This is a genomic window from Falsiroseomonas sp. RANM36 (genome assembly GCF_056682175.1).
This window is the reverse complement of sequence record NZ_JBWXTD010000004.1, coordinates 623,723-635,185: the sequence shown is the minus strand read 5'-3', so window position 1 is coordinate 635,185 and position 11,463 is coordinate 623,723. Positions and strand designations below refer to the sequence as shown.

The window sequence follows — 11,463 nt, the reverse complement described above, 5'->3', positions numbered from 1 at the left end:
GGCGCCCCCCCGGGGCGGGCTCCCCCCCCCCCCCCACCCCCCCGGGGGGCGCGGCGCCCCCCCCGCGGCCCCGCGCCGCCGCCACGCGCTTCGCGAAGCCCGCCGGGTCGCGCGGCGCCTCGCCATCCTGCACGCGCGCCAGGTCCAGCAGAAGGCCCGCCGTCTCCGCGAGCGTCGTGTCCGTGGCCGCACCTTCGGCGAGCTTGCGGATCAGCGGGTGGCGCGGGTTCACCTCCAGCACCGGCTGGGCGCCGAAGCCGCGCCCGGCTCGGCGCAGGATGCGCGCCATCTGCAGGTCCGGCCCGTGCTGCGCCGCGGCCAGCACCACCGCGCTGTCCACCAGACGATCGGTGGCGCGCACCTCGCTGACCTCGTCCTTCAGCGCGTCCTTCAGGCGCGGCAGCAGCAGGGTGAGATCCGCCGCCTCGCCCTCCGCCGCCCCGCCCGCGATGGCGGAGAGATCGGCGCCGGACTGGGTGATGCTGCGGATCGGCTTGCCGTCGAACGCGCCGAGCTGTTCCGGCCAGAAGGCGTCGATGCCGTCCGACAGCAGCAGCACCTCGACGCCCCTGGCCCGGAAACCTTCGAGCTGCGGCGACTTCGCCAGCGCCGCGGGATCGTCGCCGACCAGGATGTAGATGGCGGCCTGTCCCTCCTTCATCCGCCCGACATAGTCGGCCAGCGAGGTCCAGCCCTCCACGGCGGAGGAGCGGAAGCGCAACAGTGCAGCGACATCGTTCCGGTGCTCCGCATCCTCCCACGCGCCTTCCTTCAGCACCGGGCCGAAATTCTCCCAGAACGTCGCATAGGCCTCGGCATCCTTGGCCTTCGCCTTCAGCTCCGACAGCACGCGCCCCGTCGCCGCCTTGCGGATGCGGGCGAGGACGGGTGTTGCCTGCAGCATCTCGCGGCTGACATTCAGCGGCAGGTCCTCGGTGTCCACCACGCCCTGCACGAAGCGCAGCCAGGGCGGCAGCAGCCCGGCCTCCTCGGTGATGAACATCCGCCGCACATGCAGCCGCACGCGGCTCTCGCGGCTGTCCTCCACTGCCATGAAGGGCTTGGAGGCGGGGATGAAGAGCAGCGCGGAGAAGTCCAGCGTGCCTTCGGCGCGCCAGTGCAGCGTGGCCCAGGGCTCGTCGAAGGCGTGGGCCACATGGCGGTAGAAGTCGCGATACTGCTCGGCGGTGACCTCCGCGCGCGGCTTGCGCCACAGCGCGGTGCCTTCGTTCGCCGGTTCCTCCTTCCCGTCGCGCAGCAGGGTGATGGGCACGGCGATGTGGTCGGCCCATTTGCGGATGATCGCCTGCAGCCGCCACGGATCGAGGAATTCCTCCGCATCCGCCTTCATGTGCAGCACGATGTCGGTGCCAGCCTCGGCGCGTTCGGCCGGGGCGAGCGTGTATTCGCCTCTGCCGTCGCTCTCCCACCGCCAGGCCTCCTCCGTGCCGGCGCGGCGGGAGGTCACCTCCACGCGGTCCGCCACCATGAAGGCCGAGTAGAAGCCCACGCCGAACTGCCCGATCAGGCTCGGCTTCTCCGCCGCCGGCGCCTCGGCGAGCGACTGCGCGAAGGCCAGCGTGCCGGACCGAGCGATTGTGCCGAGATGCTGCGCGAGCTCGGTCTTGCTCATCCCGATCCCGGCATCGGCGATGGTCAGCGTCCGCGCCGCCTTGTCGGGCAGGATGCGGAGCTTCGCGTCCTCGGGCAGGGCAGGCGCCTGGCCGGTCAGCGATTCGAAGCGACGGCGATCCACCGCGTCCGCCGCATTCGCCACCAGCTCCCGCAGGAAGATCTCGCGCTCGGAGTAGAGCGCATGCACCACCAGATCCAGAAGGCGCCCCACCTCGGCGCCGAATTCATGCCGTTCGACCGTCTCGCTCACCTGCTCACGCTCCGTCTCGGTGTCGGGCGGCGAGCGATATGCGAAAGCCCGCGCCAGCTTTCAACCATCCCGCCCGCATCACTGCCGTGCGAAGCGGCGGCGCAGCGGAATCGCAGCCAGGGACAGCGCCGCCAGGCCGAGCAGCGCGCCGAGGATCTGCGGCGTCAGCACGCGACCGATCTCGAAGGCGCCGCCGGCGGCCAGCACCTCGCCCAATCCGGCGCCTGCCAGCGCGAAGACCGCGGTGGCGGGAATGATGCCCACGAAGGTCGTCACCACGAACACCGGCAGGCGCACGCCGGCGAAAGCCGGGACAAGGTTGACCAGGAAGAAGGGGAACAGCGGCACCAGGCGCAGCACCAGGAGGTAGGAGGCGGCGTCGCGCTGGATCCCGGCGGCCAGCCGCTGCGCCCGCGGCCCGAGCCGCGCCAGCGCATCCGCGCCGAACAGGCGCCGCGCGAACAGGAAGACCAGCGTCGCGCCGAGCGTCGCGCCCACCACCGCGAGGCCGGTCGCCGCCACCGCGCCGAACAGCAACCCGCCGGCCAGCGTCATCGCCGTCGCGCCCGGCAGCGAGAAGGCGACGACCACGACATAGAGCAGCACATAGCCGAGCGCGGACAGCAGCGCGTGCCGCGCGACAAGGTCGGTGAGGGCCGCCTGGTGCCGCGCCAGCGTCTCCAGCGTCAGGAACGCGCCAAGCGGCGTCAGGCGCAGCGCGGCCAGCAGCGCGACGATCCCGAGCGCGATCCACACCCGCCGGTCGCGCAGCCGCCTCACGACGCCGGCCCCTGGTAGCGGGCCATGAAGCGGCGGTCGATCCAGTCCTTCCACCACCACACCCAGCGTCCGCCGAAGACCAGCCCGTTGCGCGTGCCGATCGCCCGCCCGTCACCGAGCGAGAGCAGCACCAGCCAATCCGCCTGCGGTTCGTAGCGGGACAGGGGGCGCCCTTCCGCCGCCGCGCGCAGGTTCTCCGCCAGCACGGGGCCCTGGCGCACCGCGAAGACACCGGCCTTCGGCAGGGGCTCCGGCAGCAGGCTCGCGACGTCGCCGGCGGCGAAGATGCCGGGCCGGTCCACGGCCTGCAGCGTCGGCTCCACCAGCAGGAAGCCCTGCGCATCCCGCCGCAACCCGCTCTCCTGCAGCCACAGCGGCGCCGCCGCGCCGGTGGCCCAGAGCACCACATCCGCGGCGACCGGCGGCGCGACGCGGAATTGCAGCGCCGTCGCCGTCACCTCCGCCACGTTCTCGCCGCTGCGCAGCGCGACCCCGCGCTCCGCCAGAGCCCGTTCCATGCGTCGCCCGGCTGCCGCCGGCAGGCTCGGCAGCACCCCGCGCGCGCCCGCCACCAGCACCACCCGCACGCCGCGCGGGCCGAGTCGCGCGGCCATGGCCAGCGCCATCTCGCAGCCGGCGGCGCCGCCGCCGACCACTGCCACGGTCTGTCCGCCTTCCGCCTCGGCGAACAAGGCGTCGAGCCGTGCGAGCAGGCTGTCGATCGGCTTCAGCGGCACGGCATGCTCAGCGGCACCCGGCACGCGCGAGGCATCGGGCGTCGCGCCGGTGTCGATCGAAAGCAGGTCGTAGGGGAGGGGCGCACCATCGGCGCGCCGCAGCAGCCGCGCATCGGGATCGAGCCCGGTGACGCGATCCACCACCAGCGCCGCGCCGGCCCGCGCGGCCAGCGCGCGCGTGTCGATCAGCGCCTGCTCCGGGCGATACAGCCCGGCCGCCACGCCGGGCAGCATGCCCGAATAGGGCGAGAAGACCTCGCGCGTCACCAGCGTGACGCGCCAGCCGGCGATCGGCCGCGCCGCAAGCTGGCGCAGCACCTCGACATGCGCATGCCCGCCCCCCGCCAGCACCAGCGTCCGTTCGGTCATCGTCCCCTGCGCATCATGCCGCCGTTGCGGAGATGGCGCCTGCCGCGCCGATGCGCGAGACTGCGCGCATGCAGACCTATCGCTTCGACCACATCCATCTCCGCAGCCCCGATCCGGAAGCCGCCGCCCGCCTCTGGTCCGCCGCCTTCGGCGCCGAGGTCAAGGCGCGCATGCAGGCCGGCCCCTGGCTTCGGATCGTCCTGGACCTCGCCGGGGTTACGCTGTTCCTCGAGCAGGTTCCACCCGGAACCCATGCGCCGCCCGCGCCACCCTTCCTTGGCCTCGAGCATATCGGCCTCGGCACGGAGGATCTCGACGCCGCCATCGCGGATCTCGCGGCGAAAGGCGTGCCGTTGCTCTTCGGCCCCGCGGAGCCGCGGCCGGGCGTGCGCATCGCCTTCTTCGGCATGCCGGACGGCGTCCGGGTGGAGCTGATCGAGCGCCGGGGATGAGCGCCGAGCGCAGCCGCTGGCCGGCCATCGGGGCGGTGGTCCTCGCCGGCCTCGCCGCGGCGGCGCAGATCGGCAAGGTGCCGGCGGCGATGACGACCATCGCCGCCGAGTTCGACCTCTCGCTCGCCACCGCCGCGCTCGTCGTCTCGCTCGGCGCGCTGCTGGCCGGGCTGGGCGGGCTGGCGATCGGGCTCGCCGTGGCGCGGCTCGGCGTGCGTCGCGGGCTGCTCGGCGGGTTGTCGCTCGGCGTCGCCGCCGCCGCGGTCGCACCGCTGGCGCCGAGCGAGCATCTGCTGTTCGCGGTGCGCATCCTGGAAGGCGCGGGCTTCCTGCTGATCGTGGTCGCCGCGCCTTCGCTGGTTGCGACGCTCGCAGCGCCGGCCGACCGGTCCTTCGCCATGGGCATCTGGGGCTGCTTCATGCCGGGCGGCATCGCGCTCGGCCTGGCTACCGCGCCGATCGTCGAGATCGCCGGATGGCGGGTTGCCTGGTCCGCGACCGCGGCGCTGATGCTCGCGGCGCTGGTCCTCTGCTGGAAGCTATTGCCGCCGATGCCGCAGCCGGCGGCAGCCGGCCCGCGCGCGCCGGTGCGGGACCTGCTGCGCGACCTGGTGGCCGCGGGCCGGCCGCTGCGCGTCGCCGGCGCCTTCGCATCCTATGCCGTCGTGTATTTCGGCGTTGCCGCCTTCCTGCCGGCCTATCTGGAATCGCTCGGCACCGGCACGGGCGTTGCGGGCGGTGCCGCGGCGCTCGCCGCGCTGGCGAACCTCACGGGCAATCTTGCCGCGGCGGCGCTCATGCGGCGCGGAATCGCGCCCGAGCGCCTCGTGATCCTCGGCGCGCTGGCGATGGGCGTGCTGGCCGCTGGCGTCTTCGTCACGCCGGATGCGCTTGCCGCAACCGTTCTCGCGCTGCTCGCCTCCGCCATCGGCGGGATGGTTCCCGCGGCCTGCTTCGCGTTGGTGCCGGCCAGCGTGCCGCGCGCCGAACTCGTATCGCCGGCCGTGGGCATGACGATCCAGGGCAACAACCTGATGCAGCTGCTCGCGCCGCCGCTGCTCGGCGCGCTGGCGGGCATCGCCTGGGGCTTCGTTGCGCTGCCGCTGTTGCTGGCCGGACTGCTGGCGGCGACGATGGGCTGGGTGCTGGCGGCCGGCGGGTTGCGGAGAGTTCCACCCTCGACTTAGCCTGTCCTCGCGGCGCGGAAGACGCCGCCCAGGGGACCACGCCGACCCGGCACGTCACGCCACGGGAGATACCGCATGCCTGCCTTCGATCGCCGCAACCTCTTCGCGCTCGCCGCTGCCGCGGCCGGTTCCGCGCTTCTGCCGGCCGCCGCATCGGCCCGGCCGCTGGAGCAGGTGCTGTCCACCAAGCGGCTGCGCGCGGGCATCAACCCGACCCTGCCGCCCTTCGGCACCTTCAACGAGCGCAACCAGATCGACGGCTTCGACGCCGACATCGCGCGCGAGATCGCGAAGCAGATGGGGGTCGAGCTGGAGATCGTGCAGGTCGGCAGCCCCGACCGCATCCCCTTCCTGCAGGCCGACCGTATCGACATCGTGCTCGGCGCCATCACCCGCACGGTGCAGCGCGCGCTGGTGATCGACTACACCGTGCCGCTGCACACGCAGTCGGTCGTTGTCCTGACGAAGGAATCGGGGACTGCCGTGCCGATCGCGAAGCTGGCCGACCTCAACAACCGGCAGGTGCGGCTGGTGCAGGTGCGCGGCACCATCGGCGTGCCCTGGATCCAGGCGAATGCGCCGCAGGCGCAGGTGACGCTGCTCGACAACTATCCGGACACTTTCCGCGCCCTGGCGCAGGGCCGCGCGGATGCGATGGTGGACGTGATGGAATCCGTCGTCGTCCCGCTGCGCAACTTCCAGGGCGTGCAGTGGAAGATCCTGGACGAGGTGATCTCCTCCACCTGGGTCGGCATCGGCGTGCAGAAGGGCAACTACACCCTGCGCGACGTGCTGAACGTGGTGCTGTTCGAGATGCACCGCAGCGGCTTCGTGAACGCCACCTGGCAGAAGTGGTTCGGCGAGCCGATGAAGACCCAGGTTCCATTCAACCCGATGTTCTGAGCCGGCGTGTCGCTGCAGTACGGGCAGGTTCTCCAGTACCTGCCTGACTTCCTCGTCGGTGCGGCGGTGGCGCTCTGGATCGCCGCCGTCGCCTTTGCCGGCGGCCTGTTGATCGGCCTGTTCGGCGCGGCGGTGCTGACCTTCGGCCCCTGGCCCGCGCGCGTGGCGGTCGGCGCCTATGTGCGCTTCTTCACCTGGACGCCGCAGCTGGTCCAGATCTTCTTCCTGTTCTTCGCCCTGCCGGAGGTGGGCATCATCCTCTCCCCCGTCACGGCCGTGCTGATCGGCATGACGCTGAATGCCGGCGCCTACCTGACGGAGATCGAGCGCGGCGGCTTCGCCTCCGTCCCGCGCGCCGAGCTGGATGCGGCGGAGACGCTCGGCTTCAGCCGGCTGCAGACGGTGTGGTACGTGATCGCGCCGCATGTCGTCCGCGCGCTCTATCCGGCGCTCTCCAACCACTACATCATCATGACGCTCGGCACCTCCATGGCGGCGATCTTCGGCGTGGAGGAGCTGACCGGCCGCGCGCTCAACGCGAACGCCATCTCCTTCCGTTCCGTGGAGATCTTTTCACTCGTCGCTCTCATCTACATTGCGCTGACAATCGTCGCCTCCACGCTTCTCTGGTTCGTGGGGCGCTGGATGTTCCGCATCAAGGCCAAGGTCTTCTGACCGATGTCGGCCTGGGACATCATCGTCGCGGAGGCGCCGCGCTTCTTCACCTGGTGGAACATCCGTTTCCTGCTGGAGGCGATGCTCAACACGGTCATCGCCAGCGTGCTCGGCTGCGCCATCGGCTATGCCTTCGGCTTCGTCCTTGCCGCGCTGCGCCTGCCGCAACTCGTGCCCTTCGCGCCGCTGCGCGCGCTCTGCATCCTGTGGGTCGAAACCTTCCGGCGCATCCCCTTCCTTGTGCTGCTGCTGCTCGTTTTCTTCCTGAGCCAGTTCGCCAAGCTGGAAGCGCCGCTCTGGGTGGTGGCGGTTGCAGCCGTCGCCATCCGCATGTCCGCCCTGGCCGCCGAGAACATCCGCGCCGGCCTGGAATCCGTGCGCCCGACGCAATGGGAAGCGGCACTGACGATGAATCTGAAGCCCTGGACGGTCTTGGGAAAAATCGTCCTGCCACAGGCGTGGCGGGTGATCCTGCCGCCCTCCATCGCGCATGTGCTGTCCATGGTGAAGGAAACCTCGCTGGTCAGCCAGATCGGCTTCATCGAGATCACCTTCGCCGCGAAGATGCTCACGCAGCGCGGCTTCTCCGCGCTGCTCACCTACGGCACGGCGCTGATCCTGTACTTCTTCCTGGGCTGGGCGCTGGCGGCGCTGGGTCGCTATGCGGAGCGCCGGCTTACAAGCCGGAAGCCCGCATCGCCTCCCGCAGCATCGCCGCTTCCGGCCCGCTGACCGGAGGCTGCGGCTGGCGCAGCGCGGGGTCGGGGATCACGCCCATTTCCGCGAGGCAGAATTTCAGCCGTGCGGTGGCCCGCCCGCCGGGCGGCGCGCCGTAGATCGCCTCGGCCAGCGGCTCCAGCCTCTCGTGCAGCGTGCGGGCGCACACCAGGTCGCCGGCGCGCACGGCCGCGTCCAGCGCCGCGATCTCATCCGGCAGCACATCCGCCAGCGACACCAGTGATCCGTCGGAGCCGTGCACCATGCAGGCCAGCAGGTGCTCGTCGCCGCTGGCGCAGAAGGCCACGTCCGGGCGCTTCGCCTTGCAGAGGCGCCGCAGCGCGTCGTAGCGATCCACCTCCCAGGATCCTTCCTTCACGCCCACCACCTCCGGCAGGTCGAGCAGCGCGGCGAAGGTCTCTTCCGTGAAGGCCATCCGGCCCGCGCCGTGATGCGCGGCAAACAGGAAGGCGGGCATGCCCGGCACGGCCGCGAGGATGGTGCGGTGATGCAGCAACGCCATCTCCGTGGTCTGCGCCAGGGCGAAGCCGTTGGGCAGGAAGACCATGATCGCATCCGCGCCCGCCGCGCGCGCGTCCCGCGCTTCCTCGGCCGCCTCCAGGCTGCTCTCGGCATTCACCCCGGCGACGACGATGCGCGAGGCGCCGACCGTCTCGACGGCGACCTCCACCGCCCGCCGCTTCTCGGCGCGGCTCAGCACGAAATTCTCGCCGGCATGGCCGTTCATCAGCACGCCGGCGATGCCCGGCCGCAGCACGCAATGCGCGGTGTGGCGCGCATAGGCCGCCCAATCCGGTGCGAAGTCTCCGCTCGTCATCGGCAGCACGGTCGAGGGATAGATGCCGTGGAAGCGCGTCGGACCTTCGGGGATCATGCGGCCTCCATCGCCAGCAGCCGATCAATTGGAAACAGCGGCATCTCGGGCGCGTCGCCCAGCACCGCCTGCGCCAGCAGTTGTCCGAAGTAGGGACCGCTGGTGTAGCCGGAATGCACGCTGCCGATGATCCATGCATTGTCCACGCCAGGGATCGGCCCGATGGCGGGCAGCGCATCCGCCGTCTCGGCTTCCAGCCCCAGCCAGGCGCGCACGACGCGGGCATCGCGCAGCGCCGGGATGGTGTACGCGGCGAGGCGCACATTGCCCCGGAAATTCTCGGCCCGCACCGCGAGCCCGCCGCGCTGCCGGTCGCCGATGCCCTGCCAACCGCCGCCGATCAGCACCGTGCCGTTCGCATATTGCTTCAATGACAACAGGCCGGAGGCGACGCCGAGAACGGTGCGCATCGCCGGCGCGATGCGTTCCGTGACGACGAGCTGGTTGATCAGCACCTTGATCGGCAGCGTCACGCCGAGCCAGGCGGCCATCTCCTCCAGCCACACGCCGCCGGCCAGCACGATGCGCTTCGCCTGCAGCGGGCCGCTTTCGGTCTCCAGCACGAAGCGCCCGGCCTCGCGGTCCACGCCCCAGACGGCGCGATTCTCGAACAGCGCGACGCCTGCATTCAGAAGGGCGCCCCGGAAGGCCCGGCCGGTGAGATAGGCGCTGCAAAACCCGTCGATCGGGCAGTGCCCGGCGAGCAGCACGCGGTCCGAGAGCCCCGGCTCGATCTCCATCGCCCGCCCGCCGGAGATCAGCTCGATCGGCGCGCCGGCCGCGCGGCGCGCCTTGGCGCGTTCCTCCAGCATCGCCGCCTCATGCTCGGTGAAGGCGACCGAAAGACCCGGGCAGGCCACCGCCAGCACGCTGCCGCCATCGCACCATTCCGGCATGCGCAGCCACATCTCATGCGCCCGCAGCGCATAGGGTATCAGCGCCGCGCGGGTCATCTGCATGGTCAGCGTGCCTGCGTTGACGCCCGATGCCTCGCGGCAGATGGCGCCGCGATCCAGCAGCGCCACGCGCATGCCAGCGCGAGCCAGGTGCAGCGCTGTGCTGCACCCCATCACGCCCGCGCCGATGATCGCGACGTCGAACGCCATCAGAGCGGCGCCGGCGCCGGCACGGGGATGTCGGCGTAATCGAACGCGCCCAGCACGGCTTCCATCGGCACCGGGCGCAGCGGCAACCGCCCGGTGGCGAAGCCCGCGCGTTCCCGCCCGCCGACGCGGCGCGCCACAAGCTCCGCCGCTGCCTCGCCGCAGACGCGGCCCTGGCAGGGACCCATGCCGCAGCGGGTGAATTGCTTGAGCTGGTTCATCTCGGTGGCGCCCTCGTCGAGCGCGGCCTCGATCTCCGCCCGTGTCACGCCCTCGCAGCGGCAGACCACCGTCTCCGGCGCGATCGCCTCGACCAGCGCCGGCCGCAACGCCATCATCCGCGCCATCGCCGCGCCCGCCTGCCCTGCGCGCCACTGCTCCAGCGCCGGGCCGCGCCTGGCCCGAGCATGGGCACGGCCATCGAGCATCCCGAGGTCGCGCAGCGCCGCCAGCGCCGCGACCCGCCCCGCGGCCGGCGCCGCCGCCGCGCCGCGCACGCCTCCGCCGTCGCCCGCGACATAGAGAAGCGGGACGGAGCTGCGCCGGTCGGCATCCAGCACCGGCACCCAGCCGCCGGAGTCGCGCGCGTAGCGATGCGCGGCGCGGAACACGCGTGTCGCCTCCGTCGCCGGCACCAGCCCATGGCCCACGCAGAGCGCATCGCAATCGAAGCTTTCGGACGCACCGCCGGCAAGCGCCTGCAGGCGCACGCGCTCCACCGCCGCGCCGCCTTCCGCCGCGGTCACGGCGTTGCCCTCCAGCACCGGCACGCCCTTGGTCGCCAGTGCCGCACGCCAGGCAAGGCCGCGCGCCAGCAGGTCCGGCCGCGCCGCCAGCGCCGGCAGGGCGCGGGCCCATTCGCCGCGGGTCGCGAGATCGGCGATCGCGGCCACCTCCGCGCCCGCGTTCAGCAGCTTCGCCGCGACGGCGTACAGCAGCGGCCCCGCGCCGGCCACCACCACGCGCCGGCCGGGCAGCACGCCCTGCGCCTTCAGCAGGATCGTCGCGGCCGCCAGCCCGATCACGCCGGGCAAGGTCCAGCCCGGGAAGGGAATGATCCGCTCATGCGTGCCGGGGCAAAGCACAAGAGCGCGTGCCTCCAGCGTCACCGGCGCGCCATCGGGCGGCAGCGCATCCACGCGGAAGGGCGCCGGTGCGGTGCCCCGCGGCACCAGCGGCCCGCCGCCCAGTCCCCAGACGCGATGGCCGAGCCGCAACTCCGCTCCGCTTGCCGCAAGCGCCGCGCGCAGCGCATCGCCGGTGCGCCGGTCGGCATCGCGCGGCACGACGAAGCCGGGCGGCGCCGCGCGATACACCTGCCCGCCGGGCGCCGGGCTTTCGTCCAGCAGCACCACGCGGGCGCCGCGCCGCGCCGCTTCCGTCGCCGCGGCCATGCCGGCGGGGCCGGCGCCCAGCACGGCGATGTCGAAGACCGGGATGTCGAGGTCCGGCGCCGTCATGCCGGCTCCACCACCATCCCCGAGCGCACCGGAGTCAGGCAGGCCTGCGCCAGGCGGCCATCCACGCGCACCAGGCATTGCTGGCAGGTGCCCATCATGCAGAAGGCCGCGCGCGGCGCACCCGGCCCTTCGCCGAGCCGCCGGAAGCCTTCGGCCAGCAGGGCGGCTGCCAGGCTCTCGCCCACCGGCGCGCGCATCGCCCTGCCGGCGAAGCTGAACGCCACCTCGGCCGGCCCGCCCCGGCCCGGCGGTAGGCGGGGCCCCCGCACCCCCCCGAGGATAGGGCGCGGCGCCCGGGGG

At 72.5% G+C, this 11,463-nt stretch carries 12 protein-coding genes; 5 read left to right on the top strand and 7 right to left on the bottom strand.

All coding sequences use genetic code 11. From position 1 onward, the window contains the following. The 3 genes from htpG to AC1MIR_RS16840 all read right to left on the bottom strand — a co-directional run. On the bottom strand, positions 1-1,885 hold a 1,885-nt coding region (gene htpG / locus AC1MIR_RS16850; protein WP_480029338.1), incomplete at its 3' end, for a molecular chaperone HtpG. 78 nt (positions 1,886-1,963) lie between these two features. After that, on the bottom strand, positions 1,964-2,665 hold the full coding sequence (locus AC1MIR_RS16845) for a TVP38/TMEM64 family protein (RefSeq protein ID WP_480029337.1): 702 nt from the start codon (positions 2,663-2,665) through the stop codon (positions 1,964-1,966). Then, positions 2,662-3,771: an FAD-dependent oxidoreductase gene (locus tag AC1MIR_RS16840; protein ID WP_480029336.1), complete on the bottom strand. Its 1,110-nt coding sequence runs from the start codon at positions 3,769-3,771 to the stop codon at positions 2,662-2,664. Before AC1MIR_RS16840 ends, AC1MIR_RS16845 begins: the two co-directional genes overlap by 4 nt. A gap of 50 nt (positions 3,772-3,821) precedes the next feature. On the opposite strand from AC1MIR_RS16840, the gene AC1MIR_RS16835 reads away from it, so the two are divergent. The 5 genes from AC1MIR_RS16835 (at position 3,822) to AC1MIR_RS16815 (ending at position 7,720) form a co-directional block, all read left to right on the top strand. Beyond that, complete coding sequence (locus AC1MIR_RS16835) at positions 3,822-4,223, top strand: VOC family protein (RefSeq protein WP_480029335.1); 402 nt, start codon at positions 3,822-3,824, stop codon at positions 4,221-4,223. After that, positions 4,220-5,410, top strand: coding sequence for an MFS transporter (locus AC1MIR_RS16830; protein WP_480029334.1), 1,191 nt, complete (start codon positions 4,220-4,222; stop codon positions 5,408-5,410). Before AC1MIR_RS16835 ends, AC1MIR_RS16830 begins: the two co-directional genes overlap by 4 nt. A gap of 75 nt (positions 5,411-5,485) precedes the next feature. Continuing rightward, positions 5,486-6,313, top strand: a complete 828-nt coding sequence (locus AC1MIR_RS16825) for a transporter substrate-binding domain-containing protein (RefSeq protein WP_480029333.1) — start codon at positions 5,486-5,488, stop codon at positions 6,311-6,313. Positions 6,314-6,319: 6 nt separating this feature from the next. Further along, positions 6,320-6,988 (top strand): amino acid ABC transporter permease, encoded by a 669-nt coding sequence (locus tag AC1MIR_RS16820; protein ID WP_480029332.1) that lies wholly within the window; start codon positions 6,320-6,322, stop codon positions 6,986-6,988. A gap of 3 nt (positions 6,989-6,991) precedes the next feature. Beyond that, positions 6,992-7,720, top strand: a complete 729-nt coding sequence (locus tag AC1MIR_RS16815) for an amino acid ABC transporter permease (protein ID WP_480029331.1) — start codon at positions 6,992-6,994, stop codon at positions 7,718-7,720. Here AC1MIR_RS16815 and AC1MIR_RS16810 read toward each other — a convergent pair. The 4 genes from AC1MIR_RS16810 to AC1MIR_RS16795 are packed head-to-tail and all read right to left on the bottom strand — an operon-like array spanning position 7,665 to position 11,387. Beyond that, positions 7,665-8,600 carry a dihydrodipicolinate synthase family protein gene (locus tag AC1MIR_RS16810; RefSeq protein ID WP_480029330.1) on the bottom strand — a complete coding sequence of 312 codons (936 nt, stop codon included), beginning with the start codon at positions 8,598-8,600 and terminating at the stop codon, positions 7,665-7,667. The two genes, AC1MIR_RS16815 and AC1MIR_RS16810, sit on opposite strands and share 56 nt — an antisense overlap. Continuing rightward, on the bottom strand, positions 8,597-9,706 hold the full coding sequence (locus tag AC1MIR_RS16805) for an NAD(P)/FAD-dependent oxidoreductase (RefSeq protein ID WP_480029329.1): 1,110 nt from the start codon (positions 9,704-9,706) through the stop codon (positions 8,597-8,599). The genes AC1MIR_RS16810 and AC1MIR_RS16805 overlap by 4 nt, the downstream gene beginning before the upstream one ends. Beyond that, on the bottom strand, positions 9,706-11,163 hold the full coding sequence (locus AC1MIR_RS16800) for an FAD/NAD(P)-dependent oxidoreductase (protein WP_480029328.1): 1,458 nt from the start codon (positions 11,161-11,163) through the stop codon (positions 9,706-9,708). Before AC1MIR_RS16800 ends, AC1MIR_RS16805 begins: the two co-directional genes overlap by 1 nt. Further along, the gene (locus AC1MIR_RS16795; RefSeq protein ID WP_480029327.1) at positions 11,160-11,387 is read right to left on the bottom strand and encodes a (2Fe-2S)-binding protein; all 228 of its coding nucleotides are present in this window, start codon (positions 11,385-11,387) and stop codon (positions 11,160-11,162) included. Before AC1MIR_RS16795 ends, AC1MIR_RS16800 begins: the two co-directional genes overlap by 4 nt. Positions 11,388-11,463: the final 76 nt, after the last annotated feature.